Origin of the sequence: Brevundimonas sp. EAKA (assembly GCF_000698025.1) — a bacterium.
Taxonomy (GTDB): Bacteria; Pseudomonadota; Alphaproteobacteria; order Caulobacterales; family Caulobacteraceae; genus Brevundimonas; species Brevundimonas mediterranea_A.
In genome coordinates, this window is the sequence record NZ_JMQR01000013.1 from 1 (window position 1) to 18,783 (window position 18,783).

The following is an 18,783-nucleotide window of genomic DNA, read 5'->3' on the forward strand; positions in this document are numbered from 1 at the left end:
CCGCCCCGACCGCCGACTGATCCCCTGAAAGCCCCCCGCACGCCGATGACCGACACGACATCCCCCCAATCCGCTCAACCTGCGCCGCCTCCGCCTGCGTCGCCGCCCGAGCCGGACAAACGCGTCCTCTGGGCCGTGATCGCCGCGGTGGTCGCGGTCTTCGCCGTGGGCCTGGTGCTGTACGCCTGGCAGTTGCCGCCCTTCACCGGCCATGTGCAGCGGACCGACAACGCCTATGTGCGCGGCCAGGTGACGATCATCAGCCCCCAGGTCAGCGGCTATGTGGTCCAGGTCCCGGTCCAGGACTTCCAGGCCGTTCAGCAGGGCCAACTGCTGGCCCAGGTCGATGACCGCACCTATCGCCAGAAGCTGGAGCAGGCCGAGGCGGCGCTACATTCCGCCCAGGCGGCCCTGTCCAACTCGACCCAGAGCCAGGCCTCGGCCCGCGGCGCGGTGGCGCAACAGCGCGCCGGCATCGCCGCAGCCCAGGCCGCCCTGACCCGCGCCCAGGCCGACGCCGACCGAGCCCGCACCCTGAAGGCCGGGGGCTGGGTGTCGCAATCCAATGTGGACATCGCCGTCGCCGCCCTGCGCAGCGCCCAGGCCCAGCTGGCCCAGGCCCAGGCCGGCGAAGGCGTGGCCCAGACCGGCGTCACTTCGGCCGTGGTCAACCGCGACAGTCTGGCCGCCGCCGTCGAGAACGCCCAGGCCGCCGTCCGCCTGGCCCAGATCGACCTGGCCAACACCCGGATCACCGCCCCCCGCCCCGGCCGCCTGGGCGAGGTCGGCGTGCGCCAGGGTCAGTATGTCACCGCCGGAACCCAGCTGATGGGCCTGGTGCCCGACGTCGTCTGGGTCACGGCCAATATGAAGGAGACCCAGATGCGCGACATCCGCATCGGCCAGCCGGTCGAGATCGCGGTCGATTCCCTGGGCGGCCGGACCCTGCGCGGGCGCGTCGAACGCATCGCCCCCGCCGCCGGCAGCGAGTTCAGCGTCATCCGCCCCGACAACGCCACCGGCAACTTCACCAAGGTCGCCCAACGCATCCCGGTCCGCATCCGCATCGAGCCGGGGCAGGCGGGCGTGGAGCGTCTCGCGCCGGGGATGTCGGTGGTGGCGAAGGTGGATACGGGCGGCTAATCTAGCGAAACAATGCCCTCAGCTTTAACACCAACGCCCGATCAGCGATAACATTCGTATTGTTGGCGAGAGTAGAAACAATAACGCCCTGCTTCAGCGCAGATCCCCCTACACTTGCGACTCTATCGTTAAGAATTTTTAGAGTAATATGCTTAGCCGAGACAAAATGGATGGCATCAAGCCCCTTAGTGGCTATTCGCTCCCTAACGAACTGCTTTGCCAATCTATAACGCCGCAAGCCGACGCTGCTAATTATCGACTTAATTGCTACCCTTAAAAAGGCACGCAGCTTAGATGGGTCAATTTCCACATACCGACCCTTTTCAGATCGACATACGTCGGTATGCATTATTCGAAATTCATTCCCCCTTAGCTTAAGTCTTCGAGCAACTGCCAAAATGGTAAAATATCCGGCACCATAGGTTCGTACATTTTTCAACACATCGTCCACACCGACTCGTGACGAAGCCTCAGCGCTCGTCAGATGGGGACACACAATATCAGCATACGACGACACTGATTCAGAAGATAATACAAGATTTTCTACCGCATATACGCTTAACCTATGAAGGTTCGGGACCTTCTCGTGACGACCTCGCGCAAGTAGATCTAGATCACCATCTACAATGTAGATCTTTCGTCGTCCATCCGAGCCATTATCGTTAGCGGCAGCTCGTTCAACGTCCGCCCTACAACCTATCGGTATAACAGAAGCGGCACCAGAATATTCAATCATACAAGTGAAACACAGTATTCTTGACGGCCCGAAATGATAGACGGGCTGTGTGTGGCCATTATTAGCTGGGCATGCGGGTTGGCATCCATCAACGACCCAACGAACGACTCTTGCCACTTAATATGAAGAGAAAGCTCCGGCTCATCAATTATAACTAGATCCGCCTGATCGGCGTCGTCGTTAAACATTAACGCAGTTATAAGGACAAATAGTTGCCGCTCACCAGACGATAAGAAATAGACATCGCCAGTTTTTCCAGAAGGCAGATCAAGTTCAATATCAAAATCTTCCGTCAGGCGTAACTTCTTTTTTGAGTCAAAGAAGAACGAATTGAGTATGTCTTCGTATTTTCTAATCGCCATAAATATTATTTTTTCCGATCTATTAAATTCGGAAACTAACTCATCTACCCCATTCACTAAATATAGCTGCTGCTGAAATGACTGCCATTCCATCCACCTATTTCGTAATGTTTGATCATCACTTTGAAATATTTGCTGCACTGACTTGCCACTAAGGACAGACGCAAGCCCAATCAGCTCAGAATAAAATGGATCTATTGCAGCGCTGATACGATCAGCCGGCAATCCCATAAAGCTAAATGCTTCTTTGAGTGACCGCCTAGCGCGATCATGACGCTTCGCTTCACCATGACGAGGCATTCCAGACGATGCTGCCTTAGGGTCTCGAAAGAGAGACAATAGGATATCCTCTCTAAGCTTTGACGCGAGTCTCGCTCGTTGCGATTGAGCTGATCTCTGAGCTTCAAGGGCCAAGGCTTCTGCCTGAGCCACGCTTTCATCTAAAAATGAGCGTATAGTCGGATGCATCCTTCGAGTGGATCTGATACGGCGAGGACGAGACGCATGCGTCCGATCCGGACCAAGTGTAGTTCGATCCAATCCTAAGAATATCGGCGTCGGTAAACGCTTAATCTGATCAAAAACTTCAATTCCATCTGGAATTCTAGAATATGATTCCGATATTGTTATCGGCTCAACATCATCATCGAACTCCCATTCCTCACGATCTCTCACAAGACGGGTGTACGTTTGTGAATTCAGATCAAAAGACGATACAGCCAATCCATTTCTTAAAAACGAAACCCTACAGCCATCACTAGATTTAGACGCATGAACTTCGATAATATCTTGACCTATTTCCACCTCGACGCTGACCTTCTCAAAGGCGGCCGTCATCAACCAATCAACGTCGGGAGTTATCAAAGCCATTATCGCCCTAATCAGGGACGTCTTTCCGCTTCCATTTATGCCAACGAGAAAGGTCAGTTGCGGATCGAAATGCAACTGTCGAAAATTGATGTACCCGTTCAAGTTAACGGCTGAAAATTTGCGAATCTTCATGAAATCCCCTTGCCGCTAAAAACGCTCACAACCAAGAAATGGTCAAGGGCTTCCTGCTAGTTGCCCGTACCAGATACGCATATCTATCTGTCCGTCTCCTCCCTGGCCTGAGGGAACCCTCCCCCTCCCCCCGCGCTCCTCTCCCAGCAAGGGAGATCCTGATGGACCGTGAACAGACCAAGGGCCGGGAGAAGAACGGCGCGGACCCGGCGGGCAAGCCCGACGGCCTGACCTCCGACGCCGATGTGAAGAAGGTCGGTCAGCAGGAGCGCCGCAGCGCGGGACCGGACGGTCCGGACGCGGCGGAGATTGGCGACACCTTCAAGCGCAAGCCCTGAACCGCCGCCGCGCGCGCCCTCACCCTCGGCGGGGCGACAACCGGGCCGCCAGCAGATGCACGTCGTGGGCCCGCATCCGCTCGAAATTGCCCAGGCCCAGGGCGAGAGCGCGCATCACCTCGGTCTGGCGCGTCTGTTCGGGATGTTCCGGCAGGGACGCCTCCGCCCGCGCCAGTTCCGCATCCAGTTCGGCCATCATATCGGCCAGGACTCCGTCGTTCATCTGTTCCTCCGTCACGCCGCCGACCGCCGCCATCGGTTAAAGCACGAATAGAACAAATCACGAACACACTGACGCATCACAGCTGTGGACGACCGCAGTCACGGCCGCCGGGCTCGGCGCCTCATGCTCAGACGAACGCCGGCGACCGTGAGGCCGCCGGCGCTTGTCATCGTCGAAACCGTCCCCCCCGCCCGAGCGGGGGGACGGGGTCGATCAGCTGTCGGCCTGCCAGCCGCCGGCGAGGGCGCGGAACAGGGCGATCTGGTAGGTGGTGACCAGGGCGTCCGACTGGGCCAGGGCGGCGTCGGCGGCGGCCTGGGTCCGTTCGGCGTCCAGCACCACGAGGAAGCTGTCGGCGCCGGCGTTGAAGCGCTGACGCGACAGGTTGGCGGCGCGGGCGGCCTGATCGCGCGCCTCGGTCAGGGCCGCGCGGCGGTCCAGCTCGTTGGCGTAGTTGCTGAGCGCCGTCTCGGTCTCTTGCAGGGCCGTCAGCACCGTCTGGTCGAAGGTGGCGAGGGCCGCGTCGGAGCGGGCGTCGGCGGCCTTGATCTGGGCGCGGGCGGCGAAGACGTTGGGGAAGGACCAGCTGATCAGCGGACCGAAGCTGAACCGGAAGTTCTGGTCGTCGCCCAGTTCGCCCGAGTCCTGGGCCGTCGAGCCGAGAGAACCGCCCAGGCTGATCTGCGGATACAGATTGGCGGTCGCCACGTTCACGCGGGCCGCGGCTGCGGCCAGGTTCGCCTCGGCCTGGCGCACGTCAGGACGTCGCGCCAGGAGGGCCGCGCCGTCGCCGACCGGGATCGGTTGGCTGAGCTGCGGCGGCCGGACGCAGGCCGCGGCGGCCTGGCTGGCCTCGGCCGGGGTGACGCCCGTCAGGGTCGCCAGACGGTACAGGGCTTCGTTGCGCGACGCGCGAAGCGTCGGCAGGGTCGCCGCCGTCTGGGCCAGGGCCGCGCGGGCGCTGGCCACGTCCAGGCCGGTGCCCGCCCCGCCGTCGAGCAGGGTCTGGGTCAGCTGAGCCGTATTGCGTTGCAGCCCCAGCGTCCGTTCGGCCACCGCGATCTGGGCGTTGGCCGAGCAGGCGTCGGCATAGGCGCGGGCGGTCTCGGCCGCGACCGAGACCTGGACCGTGGCCAGGGCGGCCTCGGCCGCGCGGGCGTCGGCGCGGGCGGCGCGGATGGTCGATTCCACCCGGCCGAACAGATCGACCTCGTAGCTGGCCGACAGACCGACGTCATAAGTGTCGATCTCGGGCGCCTTGCCGTCCGCCTCCAGAACCGAGGAGGTGGCCGCCGAGGCGCGGCTGCGCTGGGCCTGGGCGCTGGTGGTCGTGGTCGGGAACCGGCCCACGCGCGCCTCGGACAGCGACGCCCGAACCGCGCGCAGGTTGGCGAAGGCCGCCTCCAGCTCGTTGTTCTCGGCGAAGGCCTGACGGATCAGGCCGTCCAGGGTCGGATCGTCGTACAGCCGCCACCAGTCATCTCGCGCCTGGGCGGTCGAGACCGTGGTCGAGGCGGAGCCGACGAAGGCGCCCGTCCCGGCCACAGGCAGGTCGGCGGCAGGCGCCTGGGGCCCGACCGCGCAGGCGGCCAGCAGGGCGCCGGATGCTGCGACGGTCAGGAAGCTGAGGGTCTTGGTGCGGGTCATCAGAAGCCCCCTCCCCGCCCGGCGGCCGGAGCCGGCGCATCGGGATCGGTCAGGCTGGAAGTTTGATCGTAGCGGACGGCTTCGGTGACGTTCGACTTCGACGTCGGCTTCTTGCCTTGCGGCAGTTTGGACGACAGCCAGCGGGTCACGACATAGAAGACCGGCGTGAAGATCAGGCCGAAGAAGGTCACGCCCAACATGCCGGAGAAGACCGCCGTGCCGAGCGACTGGCGCATTTCGGCGCCCGGCCCGGTCGCCAGCATCAGCGGCACGACGCCGAGGATGAAGGCGAAGGAGGTCATCAGGATCGGACGCAGGCGGGTCCGGGCCGCAGCCACGGCTGCATCGAACCGGTTCATGCCCTCGTCCTCTTCCGCCTGTTTGGCGAACTCGACGATCAGGATGGCGTTCTTGGCCGCAAGGGCGATCAGAACGACCAGGCCGATCTGGACCAGGATGTTGTTGTCCAGGCCCCGCAGATTCACCCCGATCATGGCCGCCAGCAGGCACATGGGCACGATCAGGATGACCGCCAGCGGAAGCGTGAAGGCCTCATACTGGGCCGCCAGGACCAGGAAGACGAAGACCACGGCCATCAGGAAGATCATGGTCGTGCCGGAACCCGCCGCCTTCTGCTGGTAGGCCAGTTCGGTCCACTCGTAGCTGAAGCCTTGCGGCAGGGTGCTGGTCGCCATCTGCTCCATGACGCCCAGCGCCTGGCCGGAAGACACGCCCATGGCCGGGTTGCCCTGAAGCTCGGACGCCGGGAACAGGTTGTAGCGGACGATCCGGGACGGACCCGAGTCATTGACCAGGTTCGCCACCGAACCAATCGGCACCATGGCCCCGCTGGACGAGCGGGTCTTCAGGTTGGCGATGTCGGCGATGTCGTCGCGGTACTGGGGCTCGGCCTGCGCCGTCACCCGATAGGTGCGGCCCAGCATGTTGAAGTCGTTCACATAGGACGAGCCCAGATAGACCCCCAGGGTGTCGAACACCGCGCCGGGCTGGACGCCCATCATCAGCGCCTTGTCACGATCGACGTCGGCCGAGATGCGCGGCGAACCGGTGTTGTAGGTCGAGAAGACCTGGCTCACCTGATCCGGGGCCTGGGCGGCGGCGCCCATCATGGCGAAGGTCGCCCCCTCCAGCGCGCGGTAGCCGGCGCCCGAGGTGTCCTGGATCATCATCTTGAAGCCGTTGCCGTTGCCCAGACCCTGGACCGCCGGCGGAGCGATGACGAAGATCTGCGCGTCCTCGATCTGACCCGTGGCCTGGGTGATGGCCCCAGCCAGGGCGGCGGCGGCCTCTTCCTTGGTCCGGTCCTCGAACGGGCTCAGACGCACGAAGATGGTGGCGGCGTTGGAGCCGAACGAGAAGCTGGCGCCGTCGAGACCCGCGAAGGCCACGGTGCCGTCCACGCCACCCGTATCCTGGATGATCTTGCTGGCGCGCTGCATCACCGCCTCGGTGCGGTCCAGCGAGGCGCCGGCCGGAAGCTGGATGACGCCGATCAGGAAGCCCTGATCCTGCTCGGGGATGAAGCCCGAGGGCGTGTCGACCAGACGCCAGGCGGTCAGGCCCAGCAGACCGGCGTAGATGATCAGAACCAGACCCACGGTGCGCACCAGGCGCGCCGTCAGACGGCCATAGCGATCCGACAGCCAGTCGAAGCCCTCGTTGAACTTACGCCCGGCCCAGCCGCCGTAATAGACGACCGAACCCAGGACGCCCGGCTTGCGGTCGTTCTCGTGGTCCTTCCTGTGCGGCTTCAGCAGCAGGGCGGCCATGGCCGGCGACAGGGTCAGCGACACGAACAGCGAGATCACCGAGGCCGAGGCGATGACCACGGCGAACTGGCGATAGAAGATGCCGGGGATGCCGGGCACGAACATCGTCGGAATGAACACCGAGATCAGCACCAGGCCGATGGCGATAAGGGCGCCGGAGACCTCCTGCATCGAGCGGTAGGCGGCCTCCTTGGGAGTCAGCCCCTCGCCTATGGCCCGCTCCACATTCTCGACCACGACGATGGCGTCATCGACGACGATGCCGACGGCGAGGACGAGCGCGAACAGGGACAGGGAGTTGATCGAATAGCCCAGGGCCAGCTGCACCGCGAAGGTGCCGACCAGGGCGACCGGGATGGCCACGATCGGGATGATCGCCGCCCGCCAGGTCTGAAGGAAGATCATGACCACGATCACGACCAGGATGACGGCCTCGATCAGCGTATGCTGAACCGACTCCACCGAGGCGGCGACGAACTCGGTCGGATTATAGGGGACGGACAGGTCCATGCCGGCGGGCAGTTCGGCCTTGACGGCCTCGACCTCGGCCAGGACGCGTTCGGCGGTGCCCAGGGCGTTGGCCCCCGGTTGCTGGACGACGGCCAGGCCGACGCCGCGCTGGCCGTCGAAGAAGCCGCGGATGCCGTAATCCTGGGCGCCCAGTTCGATCCGAGCCACGTCGCGCAGATAGGTGACGCGGCCCTGGCTGTCGGTTTTCAGGACGACATTGGAGAACTGGTCGGGGTCGGTCAGACGACCTTCAACCTGAATCGGCAGTTGGAAGGCCGAGGCGCTGTTGGGGAACGGCGGCTGGCCGATCGAGCCGGCGGCGGCCTGGACGTTCTGGGCCCGCAGGGCGGCGACGATATCCGGGCCGGTCAGGCCGCGCTCGGCCGCCTTGGCCGGGTCGATCCAGATCCGCATCGAATAGTTGCCGCCGCCGAAGACCTGGACCGCACCCACGCCCTCGAGCCGCAGCAGGCGGTCCCGCAGCGTCGAATTGCCGTAGTTGCCGACATAGTCGTTGCTGAGCGAGCCGTCGGGCGAGGTCAGACCCAGCACCATCAGGAAGCCGCTCTCGGCCTTGTTGACCACGACGCCGGTCTGGCGGACCGCGTCGGGAAGACGGGGTTCAGCCAGGGAGACGCGGTTCTGGACCAGCACCTGCGCGGCGTCGAGATCGGTGCCGGGCTGGAAGGTGACGGTGATGGCCACCGAGCCGTCCGAGGTGGACGAGGAGGTGATGTAGAGCATGTCCTCGACGCCGTTCACCTCCTGCTCGATGGGGGCGGCGACGGTCTCGGCCAGAGTCTCGGCCGAGGCGCCGGGATAGGCGGCGTTGATGGTGATCGTCGGCGGCGCGATCTCCGGATACTGCGACAGGGGCAGCAGCGGATAGGCGAAGACGCCGATGATGGTGATCACCACCGCAATCACGGCCGCGAAGATCGGCCGGTCGATGAAGAAGCGGGATATGTTCATGGCTTAGTCGCCGGTGGAGAGGCTGTTGGCGAACGAGCCGGTCGAGGCCGGAGCCGCCTGGGTGACCGGGGCGTCCGACGCCTGTTCGGCGACGGGGGCGATGCGGCCGTTCTTGGGCGTGACCTTCGAACCCGGCTGGGCGGCGCGTTGGAGACCGGCGATGATCACGCGGTCGGTCGGGGCCAGACCCGACTTGATCACGCGCAGACCCTGGACGATCGGACCCAGCTGGACGGCCTTGGCCGTGACCGAGCCGTCGGCGTTGACGACCGAGACGACGCGGCGCGACTGATCGGTGCCGATGGCGGTGTCCGGCACCAGCAGGGCGTCGTAGGAGCCGGCGCCCGCGACCTGGGCGCGGCCGAACAGGCCGGGACGCAGGAAGCCGTCGCCGTTCGGCACGATGGCGCGCATGCGGATGACGCCTGACGAGGTGTCCAGCGCATTGTCCGAGAAGTCCAGGCGACCGGTGCGAGTGAAGCCGCTCTCGTCCTGCAGGCGGATGCGGACCGGGGCGCCGTTGGCGGCGCCGCCGTCACGCAGATATTTCAGCAGGACCGCTTCCGACCCGTCGAAGACGAAGTGGATCGGGCCGCCCGAAATGATGGTGGTCAGGATGTCGCCCGCCGAGGAGCCGCCGGCGATCAGGTTGCCGGGATCGACGCGGCGATCGGAAACGCGGCCCGAGGTCGGCGCGGTGACCCGCGTATATTCCAGATTCAGCCGCGCCGTACGCACGGCGGCGTTGGCGGCGGCGATATTGGCGGCGGCTGCATCAACGGCGGCCTTGTTGGAATCATATTCGGCCTTGGACACCGCCTGCGAGGCCAGCAGGGTCTCGCTGCGGGCCAGGTTGGCGCGGGCCAGGGTCAGTTGCGACTGCATCTGAGCGACCTGGGCCTGGGCCTGGGCCAGAGCGGCCTGGGCCGGACGCGGGTCCAGGGTAAACAGCAGTTGCCCCTTCTGGACCATCTGGCCGTCGCGGAAGTGGACGGCCTGGACATAGCCGCCGACCCGCGCCCGCACGTCGACGCTCTCGACCGCCTCGAAGCGGCCCGTAAACTCGTCCCAGTCCACCACCTTCTGCTGCAGCGGCGTGGCCACCGTCACCGGCGGGGCGCCGGGCGCCTGGCCTTCGGCCTTGGGGGAACATCCATATAGCGCGCCCGTCACCATGACGGACACGGCCGCAATCTTCAGCCCGCGCATCTGCGCAATCTCCCTGTCGGAGGTAAATCCCTGTCGTGCGGACAGAGGCCGATGGGGAGTCGGCCGTTGTCAACGCGTGGTGACTTAATGATGGGCGTCGTGACGCTTGTCAACACGCGTTGACAAAGCCATATGGTGTCTACGGTTATTGTTCTGTGGAGTGTCATCCCCTTGTTATGTCCCGGCCCACGCCCGAGGAACGCCGCTGCGACGCGCACGGCCATTCTCGACGCAGCACGCGAAAGATTCGCGGCCGAGAGCTATGACGACGTGGGCATGCGCGACATCGCCCGCGACGTCGGCGTCGATGCGGCCCTGATCAGCCGGTATTTCGGATCCAAGGACGATCTGTTCCTGGCGGCGCTGGACAGCTGCGGCGACGGCAGCGCCCTGATGTCGGGCGAGAAATCCGATTTCGGCCGGCGCGTGGCCCATGAGATCGTGTTCGAACCCAAGAAGGCCGAGAAGCTCAAGGGCATGTCGATCATGCTGCGCTCCATCGGCTCGGCCAAGGCGGCGGACATGGTGCAGACCACCTGCACGGCCCGTTTCTTTGGCCCTCTGGAAGACTGGCTCAGCGGCCCGGACGCCACGGTGCGGGCGCGGCTGCTGGCGGGATTCATCATGGGCATGTCGGTCAGCCGCGAACTGGGCGGCGGCAGTTTCAACATCGAGCCGGCCGAATGCGAGGCGATGCGCGACCGGCTGGCGCCGATCCTTCAGTCCCTGATCGACGGCTGATCACGCCCCCGAAATGAAGAAGGGCGCGGAGGTCGCCCTCCGCGCCCTTTGTCTTGTCCGACGACCGGCCCTTAGTGCGAGGCGACCGTGGTCACTTCCGCCTTGGCCTTGGTGCGGGCGCAGGCGATGGCGAAGACGGTCAGGCCGACATAGCCCGCCATCGGCACCAGGAAGGCCGGCTGAAGGGCGCCGGCGGCGTCGGCGATGCGCGCCGCCACCTGCGGCAGCAGGGCGCCGCCGATGATGCCGAAGATCAGCAGGCCCGAGGTCGCCGAGGTCGGCGCCGTGGACCGCTCCAGCGTCAGGGTGAAGATGGTCGGGAACATGATCGAGTTGAACAGGCCGATCGACAGGACCGCATAGGCCGCCGTCGGTCCGCCGATCTGGCTGACCAGCAGGCAGAGCGTGGCCGCAGCGACGGTGCAGCAGGCCAGGACCACGCCGGGCGACACGCGCGACAGCACCCACGAGCCGATGAACCGGCCGACCATGGCGCCGCCCCAGTAGAGGGCGACCATCTTGCCCGCCGTCTCGATCGGGGCGTTCAGGATATCGGGGCTTTCCAGGAAGTTGGTCAGCATGCCGCCGATGGCCACTTCCGAACCGACATAGAGGAAGATCGCCAGGGCGCCGAAGATCGCCCAGGGCGAGGACAGGGCCTTCAGCGGCGAGACCGCCTCGGTCGCGGCCGGGGCCGCCACATTGATCTTCTTGCGGGCCGTGAAGATGAAGAAGGCCACGACGGCGAAGAAGGCGCCCATGCCCAGGAAGGCCATGTCGATGCTGCGCAGCGACTGGGTGCGGGTCGCGGCCGTGACCACGGCGCCGGCGGCGAAGACGCCCCCCGTCAGCAGCACGTGCGACCCCAGCCACGGCCCGACCGTGGTGCCCAGGGAGTTGAAGGCCTGCGACAGGTTCAGACGGCTGGATGCGCCCTTGCGGCTGCCCAGTTCGGCGACCAGCGGATTGGCCGCGACCTGAAGCAGGGTGACGCCCGAGGCGATCACGAACAGGGCGATCAGAACGCCGGGGTACCAGTCGGCGGCCGTGGCGGCCGGCACGATCAGACAGCCCGCCACCATGACCACCAGGGCGCCGATGATCGAACGGCTGTAGCCCAGCCGGCCCAGCACCGCCGCCGCCGGCAGGGACATCAGCCCATAGGCGATGAACCAGGCGAAGGTGGTCAGAAAGGCCTCGGCGTTGTTCAGATCGAACACCCGCTTCACCGCCGCGATCAGCGGATCGATCAGCGAGGTGGCGAAGCCCCAGGCGAAGAAGAGCGTGGTGACATAGGCGAAGGCCAGGGTCGTACCCTGGCGCTTGGCGGCCTCTGGAGCGGACATGAATTCCCCCTGCGGATAGAACTAAGGACGGCCGCGCTTTCCCCGCGCGGTTCTGGTCGCCTTGGTTCGGGCATCGCGGACGCGCCGTCCAGCGGAAAAACACAGGCTGTAACCAAACTTGGGCGGCGCCGACCAGCGGCGGGGGCGATAGGCCAGGGCCAAAAAGAAAGGGCCGCCTCGTTTCCGGGGCGGCCCAAGTTTGCTCAGGGGAGAAATCAGAAGCGGTAGTTCATGCCCACCGCGAAGGTCCGGCCGTAGCTCTGATAATCGATGGTCCGGCGCTCATCGCCGTTCTCGAAGGTCTTGAACGGCTCGTCGGTCAGGTTGTTGACCTGGGCCAGGATGGACAGGCCTTCCAGCGGACCCGACTGGAACTCGTAGCCGACCTGGGCGTCCACGACGGTTTCCGCTGCGACCGAGCGCAGGGTGCGGCCGTTGCCGAAGCCGGCGACCTCGCCCAGATAATCGGACCGGTAGCGCGCCGAGACACGCCCCTGGAAGCCGTAGCGCTCATAATAGAGCGTGCCGTTCATGACGGTTTCCGACAGGCCCGGCATGGTGGTCGGGGCCTGGGTCGGATCCGGCTGAACCTCGCTGTCCGTCTGTGACGCGCTGAACAGGCCGCCGAAGCCTTCCAGGGCCGGATGGATGATGTCGAAGGGCGCGGAGATCGCAAACTCCAGACCCTGGATCCAGCCGCCTTCGCCGTTGTCCGGCGCACCAACCAGACCTTGACGCAGCGCAGGCTCGGGATTGGTCGGCGTGATCAGGCCGATCGGATAGCCGGTGAAGTCGAAGATCTGGTTCCGATTGTAAACATAGGTCTCGAGGTGCTTGTAGAAGGCGGCCAGCGAGACATAGCCCTTGCGGTTGGCGAAATATTTCTCGAACGAAACATCGACCACGTCGGCGATATAGGGCTTGAGCTCCGGATTGCCGCCACCGCCGCTCCACGGCGAACGATTGACGTCCGTCGACTGGTTCAGGCTCGTGTTGTAGCTGTAGTTTCGTGAAGCGCGCATGTCGTCCATGCGCGGGCGCGCCAGGGTGCGGGCGACCGCGAAACGGGCGAACACGTCGTCGCCGACTTCCAGGATGAAGTTCGAGCTGGGCAGGATTTCCAGATATTCGACGCCGCCACTGACGGCGACGGTTTCCGACACGCCGGGACCGACCTGACGCGCCGAGAAGCCGGTCGAGCTCTGATCGGTGTAGACGAACTGCATGCCGACGTTGCCGGTCAGCGGCAGGCCGAACAGATCGTGGTCGATGTTGGCGCGGACATAGGCGGTCGAGACCTTTTCCGTCACTTCCCAGTTGCCGGCGGCGACGTCGGCGTTGGGATTGCGCACCAGATCCAGCAGACCACTGTTGACTACGCCCAGGGCGTCGTAGCTGAGCACCTGCGAGATGCCGAGGTAGCCCAGGTCGGTCGGATCCAGCAGGTATTCCGACGGAACGAACAGGTCGCCGCCGCCGGGGACGCCGATGTAATACTGGTCGTTGACGAAGCTCTTGCTGCGTTCCGAGTAGTTCACGCCGAAGTCGATCGACTTGAACGGGCTCTGGTGCAGGGTGCGGTTTGCGGTGAGACGGGCGGCCTTGATCTCGTCCTCGATGGACGGGGTGTTCATATAGCCGACCTGGCCGCCGGGAATGACGTCCGAGCCCCAGCCCTGGGCCGAGGTAATGCGGATCAGGGTCGAATCGGCGTAGTCTAGCTGGCTGGTGAAGCGGGTGACGCCGTCATCGGTCAGTTCGAAGCCCAGAGTGTCCAGCGCCCCATTGATGTTGCGGCCCGTCCCGGCGTTGGTTTCCAGGATGATGTCGTTCCGCTCGACCTTCGAATAGTTGACGTCCAGACCCAGGGTCCAGTCGTCGTTGGCGACGAACTCGGTGTTCCAGCCCAGGGCCGTGATGTTGCTGTCGCGCTTGTTCAGGTCGTTGCGGACGACGCCCTTGATGTTGTCCCAGGTGCCGGCGACGATCATGCCGTCTTCGACTGTGTATCCGGGGCGCAGCGACGGCGCCGGGCGGCAGAGCGCCGACGGCACGTTCACGGTGCAGTCCCCGGCCGAACCGCCCCAAGCCAGCGGGAACTCGATGCCACGCAGAACCTGGGTGTTCTTGAACTCGGAATAGAAGGCGTCGATCGTCGAGTGGATGCGGTCGTTCGGACGCCATTCCAGCACGCCCATATAACCGTCGCGCTCCAGCTCCGACGACATGACATAGGGTTTGACGCCGCCGGTCAGCAGATTGCCGTCGCTATAGGTCGGATAGCCCCAGCTGTTGAACCGCTCGGACTGATAGGGCGAGCTCATGTGGGCGTAGCCCAGAGCGACGCCCAGGGTCCCGTCCATGAACTGGTCGATGTAGGAGAGGGTGTAGCGGTCGCCGCTGTCGGTCGTGCCCGAGTTCAGGGCGCCGATGTCGTTCCATTCGTGGCGATAGTTCACGGCGATGGCCTGACGGCCATAGGCCAGGGGCCGGACGGTGCGCAGGTCGACGGTGCCGGCCAGGCCCTGGCCGATCAGGGCCGAATCCGGGGTCTTGTAGACCACGACGCTGCCCAGCAGTTCCGAGGGGAACTGGTCGAACTCGACACCGCGGTTGTCGCCGGTCGTGACCAACTCGCGGCCGTTCAGCAGGGCGGTGGTGAAGTCGGGGCCGAGGCCGCGGATCGAGATGGCCTGGCTGCGGCCGTCGAGGCGCTGCGAGGTCACGCCCGGCAGGCGGGCCAGGGATTCGGCGATGGAGACGTCGGGAAGCTTGCCGATGTCCTCGGCCGAAATGACTTCCACGATAGAGGTATTGTTGGCCTTGGCCGAGATCGAGGCTTCGATGGCGCGACGAATGCCGGTGACGACGATTTCGCCGACTTCCGCAGGCTGTTCGTCGGCCTGGGTCGTCGCCGCGGCGGATTGCGCCTGGGCGCTGCTGACGGCCACGAGCGCGGCGGCGCCGAATGCGGCGCCCGACAGCAGGCGCACGCGCCGATTAAGACGTTGAGACATTGTCATCCTCCCTGGGGCTGCCGCGATTCTGAATGTCGCAGCCGAAGCCTTCGCAAAAATATGCAAACATCTGGCATTCTTGCAAGCAGTTAATGCGAGGGGCGTAATTTCGCCGCACCAGAACCACCGCAAACAGCCCGTAAACCTTAGCGTTGCGGGAGAGTCATGCCGACTACTTGCTGCAATGCAGCATTCTAATCCGCGTTGACAGGGGCCGCCTGGACTGCAAAATCTTGCAAATCGATCTGGAAGGCTTTGCACTTTCTGGACAGGGAGAACGACAGGATGACCCTCGCCCGACAATGGAAGACCCCGGCGCGCGCCATGATCGCGGCGGCGGCGCTGTTCGCCTCGACTTCCCCCCTGCCCGTCCAGGCCCAGTCGGCCACGCCGGACGTCCTGACCGCCCTGCGCCAGCGCCCGCCCCAGGATGAGGTCATCTACTTCCTGCTGCCCGACCGGTTCGCCAACGGCGATCCCTCGAACGACCACGGCGGCTATGCGCCCGAGCGGCTCAAGAGCGGCTTCGACCCGTCCGACACCGATTTCTACCACGGCGGCGATCTGGCCGGCGTGACCCAGAGGCTGGACTATATCCAGGGCCTGGGCGCCACCGCCGTGTGGCTGGCGCCCGTCTTCAAGAACAAGCCGGTCCAGACCCACGGGAACTACACGGGCGCGGCGCATCACGGTTACTGGATCACCGACTTCACGGCCGTCGATCCGCATTTCGGCGACGAGGCGGCGATGCGCGCCCTGGTCGATGCGGCCCATGCGCGGGGCATGAAGGTCTATCTGGACATCGTCGCCAACCACACGGCCGACGTGATCCGCTATCGCGAGTGTCCCGACCGGCCGTGCGAATACCGCAGCCGGGCCGACTATCCCTACACCCGTCGCGGCGGGCTGGACGGGGCGGCGATCAACGAGGGCTTCGACGGGCGGGACTTCTCGCGCCTGACCCGGCCCGACTACGCCTACAGCCCCTATGTCCCGACGGGCGAAGAGACAGCCAAGGTTCCGGCCTGGCTGAACGACCCGATCCACTATCATAACCGGGGCGACAGCACGTTTGCGGGCGAAAGCTCGCTGGACGGGGACTTCGCCGGTCTGGACGATCTGCTGACCGAGGATCCGGTGGTGATCCAGGGCATGATCGACATCTTCGGCGGCTGGATCGACAAGTACGGGATCGACGGCTACCGCATCGACACCGCCCGCCACGTGAACCCCGAGTTCTGGCAGGCCTTCATCCCCGCCATGCTGGAGCGGGCGCAAGCCAAGGGCATCCCGAACTTCCACATCTTCGGCGAGGTCTATGACCCTGACCCGGCGGTCACGGCGCGGTTCACGCGGGTGGACGCCTATCCGGCCGTGCTGGATTTCCCGTTCCAGAAGACGGCGGTGGACGTCGCCTCGGGCAAGGCGGGGACCGATGCCCTGGCCAAGTTGTTCGCCGCCGACGCCATCTACGCCAAGGGAGCGGAGACGGCCGCCATCCTGCCGACCTTCCTGGGCAACCACGACATGGGCCGGGTCGGCTTCTTCGTGAAACAGGCGAACCCGAACGCCAGCGAGGCGGAGATCCTGGCCCGGGTGAAACTGGCCCACGCCCTGATGATGTTCAGCCGGGGCGTGCCGACCCTCTATTACGGCGACGAACAGGGCTTCGCCGGCGCCGGCGGTTACGGAAACTCGCGCCAGGACATGTTCGCCAGCCAGACGGCTGTCTATGCGGCGGAGCAGCCCATCGGCGGTCGTCAGCCGGCCTATTCGACCGAAGCCCCTCTCTATACGGCCATCGCCGAGATGGCCCGGATCCGCGCCGCCGAACCGGCGCTGCGCCGCGGGCGTCAGGTCGTTCGCGCGGCCGGCGACGCGCCCCGCCTGTTCGCCATATCCCGCCTCGACGAGGCCGGCGGCGAAACCCTCGTCCTGTTCAACACCTCGACCGCCGAAGTCACGGTCCAGGTCGAGGTGGAGCCCGGCTCGCGGCGGTGGCAAGCTGTTCGCGGCGACTGCGCGGCCGAGGCTTCGGCCCCAGCCAGCTACGCCGTCCGCATCGCCCCTCTCGACTATCTGATCTGCAAGAGCACGCCCCAGTGAACGCCCACACCCTCGATCTCGCGACCGCCGCCCGACCGGCGACCGCCCACACTGAATGGTGGCGGGGTGCGGTGCTGTACCAGATCTATCCGCGCAGTTTCGCCGATGCGAACGACGACGGGGTGGGCGACCTGAAGGGGATCACCCAGCATCTGGACCATGTCGCCTCGCTGGGCGTGGACGGCATCTGGCTGTCGCCCTTCTTCACCTCGCCGATGAAGGACTTCGGCTATGACGTCGCCGACTATTGCGACGTGGATCCGATCTTCGGAACCCTGGCCGATTTCGACGCCCTGGTAGCCCGCGCTCATGCGCTGGGCCTGAAGGTGGTGATCGACCAGGTCTTCTCGCACACCTCCGACGAACACCCCTGGTTCCTGGACAGCCGCGCGTCGCGCAGCGGGCCGCACGCCGACTGGTACGTCTGGGCCGACGCCAAGCCGGACGGATCGCCGCCGTCGAACTGGCAGTCGGTGTTCGGGGGGCCGGCCTGGACCTGGAACGCACGGCGCGGCCAGTATTACATGCACAACTTCCTGGCCTCCCAGCCGCAGCTGAACGTGCGCAATCCGGCGGTTCAGGACGCCCTGATCGAGGCCGCGCGCTTCTGGCTGGACCGGGGGGTGGACGGCTTCCGGCTGGACGCCATCAACTTCTCCATCCACGATCTGAAGCTGACCGACAATCCGCCGATCAACGACGGCAAGAAACGCACCCGGCCGTTCGACTTCCAGGACAAGATCAACAACCAGAGCCAGCCGGAGATCATCGGCTTCCTGAACCGGATCCGCGCCCTGACCGACAGCTACGAGGGCCGGTTCACCGTCGCCGAGGTCGGCGGCGACCACGCCGACCGCGAGATGAAGGAATACACCGCCGGGACCGATCGCCTGCACTCGGCCTATGGCTTCCTGTATCTCTACGCCGACACGCTGAAGAGCGAACTGGTCGCCCAGGGCGAGACCATGTGGCCGGACCAGCAGGGCGAGGGCTGGCCGTCCTGGACCTTCTCGAACCATGACGCGCCGCGCGCCGTGTCGCGCTGGGCCCAGGGGCGGGACCGCAAGGCCTTCGCCGAGATGGCCCTGTTGCTGCTGGTCTGCCTGCGCGGGAACGTCTTCGTCTATCAGGGCGAGGAACTGGGCCTGCCCCAGGCCGAGGTGCCGTTCGAACGCCTGGTCGATCCCGAGGCCATCGCCAACTGGCCCGAGACCCTGGGCCGCGACGGCGCCCGCACCCCCATGCCCTGGCATGCGGATCAGGCCAACGCCGGCTTCTCCACCGTCGAGCCCTGGCTGCCGGTCGATGCGCGCCATCTGCCGCTGGCGGTGGATGCACAGGAGGCCGATCCGGCCTCGACCCTGCAGGTGGCGCGCCGGATGATCCGGCTGCGTCATCAGCATCCGGCCCTCCGCTACGGCGGCATGGCGCCGATCGAGACCTCGCACCTGTTGGTGTTCGAACGGCGGGAGCGCGGCGGGAGTGGGGAACAGCTTCTGTGCGTCTTCAACCTGGGCCACGATCCGGTCGAATGGCGTCCGCCCGTCGAGGCGACGCGGATCGAGGCGATCAACTGGACCGAGGCCGACGGCGCCACCCTGCCCCCGCTCGCCGGCCTGGTCTTCAGACTGGCATGAGCCG

General features: G+C 65.3%; 13 protein-coding genes. 5 read left to right on the forward strand and 8 right to left on the reverse strand.

All coding sequences use genetic code 11. The features are described from left to right. The coding region (locus tag ER13_RS03390; protein WP_368664384.1) for an HlyD family secretion protein at positions 1 to 1,143 on the forward strand (1,143 nt) is incomplete at its 5' end. Position 1,144: 1 nt separating this feature from the next. Here ER13_RS03390 and ER13_RS19275 read toward each other — a convergent pair. Both ER13_RS19275 and ER13_RS17895 read right to left on the reverse strand, forming a co-directional pair. Further along, positions 1,145 to 1,879 (reverse strand): DUF4435 domain-containing protein, encoded by a 735-nt coding sequence (locus ER13_RS19275; RefSeq protein ID WP_155988066.1) that lies wholly within the window; start codon positions 1,877 to 1,879, stop codon positions 1,145 to 1,147. Then, positions 1,876 to 3,243, reverse strand: a complete 1,368-nt coding sequence (locus ER13_RS17895) for an AAA family ATPase (protein ID WP_081836111.1) — start codon at positions 3,241 to 3,243, stop codon at positions 1,876 to 1,878. The genes ER13_RS19275 and ER13_RS17895 overlap by 4 nt, the downstream gene beginning before the upstream one ends. A 161-nt stretch (positions 3,244 to 3,404) precedes the next feature. Between ER13_RS17895 and ER13_RS18585 the strand changes: the two genes are divergently transcribed. Beyond that, positions 3,405 to 3,581 carry a hypothetical protein gene (locus ER13_RS18585; protein ID WP_183196064.1) on the forward strand — a complete coding sequence of 59 codons (177 nt, stop codon included), beginning with the start codon at positions 3,405 to 3,407 and terminating at the stop codon, positions 3,579 to 3,581. A gap of 19 nt (positions 3,582 to 3,600) precedes the next feature. Here ER13_RS18585 and ER13_RS03395 read toward each other — a convergent pair whose 3' ends face one another. The 4 genes from ER13_RS03395 to ER13_RS03410 form a co-directional block, all read right to left on the reverse strand. Then, entirely contained in the window at positions 3,601 to 3,804 is a 204-nt protein-coding gene (locus ER13_RS03395) for a hypothetical protein (RefSeq protein ID WP_231492465.1), read from the reverse strand. A 213-nt stretch (positions 3,805 to 4,017) separates the two neighbouring features. Further along, a complete protein-coding gene (locus ER13_RS03400; RefSeq protein ID WP_035306533.1) occupies positions 4,018 to 5,451 on the reverse strand; it encodes an efflux transporter outer membrane subunit in 1,434 nt (477 codons plus the stop codon). Then, entirely contained in the window at positions 5,451 to 8,723 is a 3,273-nt protein-coding gene (locus ER13_RS03405) for an efflux RND transporter permease subunit (RefSeq protein WP_035306536.1), read from the reverse strand. Before ER13_RS03405 ends, ER13_RS03400 begins: the two co-directional genes overlap by 1 nt. Positions 8,724 to 8,726: 3 nt before the next feature. After that, positions 8,727 to 9,932: an efflux RND transporter periplasmic adaptor subunit gene (locus ER13_RS03410; protein WP_008260475.1), complete on the reverse strand. Its 1,206-nt coding sequence runs from the start codon at positions 9,930 to 9,932 to the stop codon at positions 8,727 to 8,729. A 132-nt stretch (positions 9,933 to 10,064) separates the two neighbouring features. Between ER13_RS03410 and ER13_RS03415 the strand changes: the two genes are divergently transcribed. Further along, positions 10,065 to 10,673 (forward strand): TetR/AcrR family transcriptional regulator, encoded by a 609-nt coding sequence (locus ER13_RS03415; RefSeq protein WP_164952606.1) that lies wholly within the window; start codon positions 10,065 to 10,067, stop codon positions 10,671 to 10,673. A gap of 71 nt (positions 10,674 to 10,744) precedes the next feature. On the opposite strand, the gene ER13_RS03420 is transcribed toward ER13_RS03415, so the two are convergent. After that, positions 10,745 to 12,019: a sugar MFS transporter gene (locus tag ER13_RS03420; RefSeq protein WP_035306543.1), complete on the reverse strand. Its 1,275-nt coding sequence runs from the start codon at positions 12,017 to 12,019 to the stop codon at positions 10,745 to 10,747. Positions 12,020 to 12,234: 215 nt separating this feature from the next. Next, positions 12,235 to 15,036, reverse strand: coding sequence for a TonB-dependent receptor (locus ER13_RS03425; protein WP_197019711.1), 2,802 nt, complete (start codon positions 15,034 to 15,036; stop codon positions 12,235 to 12,237). A gap of 285 nt (positions 15,037 to 15,321) precedes the next feature. Between ER13_RS03425 and ER13_RS03430 the strand changes: the two genes are divergently transcribed. Together ER13_RS03430 and ER13_RS03435 are read left to right on the forward strand one after the other, a co-directional pair. Further along, positions 15,322 to 17,142 carry an alpha-amylase family glycosyl hydrolase gene (locus ER13_RS03430; RefSeq protein WP_035306548.1) on the forward strand — a complete coding sequence of 607 codons (1,821 nt, stop codon included), beginning with the start codon at positions 15,322 to 15,324 and terminating at the stop codon, positions 17,140 to 17,142. Beyond that, positions 17,139 to 18,779, forward strand: a complete 1,641-nt coding sequence (locus tag ER13_RS03435) for an alpha-amylase family glycosyl hydrolase (protein ID WP_052004815.1) — start codon at positions 17,139 to 17,141, stop codon at positions 18,777 to 18,779. Before ER13_RS03430 ends, ER13_RS03435 begins: the two co-directional genes overlap by 4 nt. Positions 18,780 to 18,783 lie beyond the last annotated feature (4 nt).

Excerpts from the sequence above, each read along its gene's own strand:
- ER13_RS17895 (WP_081836111.1), bottom strand. The coding sequence starts at position 3,243 with ATGAAGATTCGCAAATTTTCAGCCGTTAACTTGAACGGGTACATCAAT.
- ER13_RS18585 (WP_183196064.1), top strand. The coding sequence starts at position 3,405 with ATGGACCGTGAACAGACCAAGGGCCGGGAGAAGAACGGCGCGGACCCG.
- ER13_RS03395 (WP_231492465.1), bottom strand. The coding sequence starts at position 3,804 with ATGAACGACGGAGTCCTGGCCGATATGATGGCCGAACTGGATGCGGAA.
- ER13_RS19275 (WP_155988066.1), bottom strand. The coding sequence starts at position 1,879 with ATGATTGAATATTCTGGTGCCGCTTCTGTTATACCGATAGGTTGTAGG.
- ER13_RS03425 (WP_197019711.1), bottom strand. The coding sequence starts at position 15,036 with ATGTCTCAACGTCTTAATCGGCGCGTGCGCCTGCTGTCGGGCGCCGCA.
- ER13_RS03405 (WP_035306536.1), bottom strand. The coding sequence starts at position 8,723 with ATGAACATATCCCGCTTCTTCATCGACCGGCCGATCTTCGCGGCCGTG.
- ER13_RS03400 (WP_035306533.1), bottom strand. The coding sequence starts at position 5,451 with ATGACCCGCACCAAGACCCTCAGCTTCCTGACCGTCGCAGCATCCGGC.
- ER13_RS03415 (WP_164952606.1), top strand. The coding sequence starts at position 10,065 with ATGGTGTCTACGGTTATTGTTCTGTGGAGTGTCATCCCCTTGTTATGT.
- ER13_RS03410 (WP_008260475.1), bottom strand. The coding sequence starts at position 9,932 with ATGCGCGGGCTGAAGATTGCGGCCGTGTCCGTCATGGTGACGGGCGCG.
- ER13_RS03430 (WP_035306548.1), top strand. The coding sequence starts at position 15,322 with ATGACCCTCGCCCGACAATGGAAGACCCCGGCGCGCGCCATGATCGCG.
- ER13_RS03420 (WP_035306543.1), bottom strand. The coding sequence starts at position 12,019 with ATGTCCGCTCCAGAGGCCGCCAAGCGCCAGGGTACGACCCTGGCCTTC.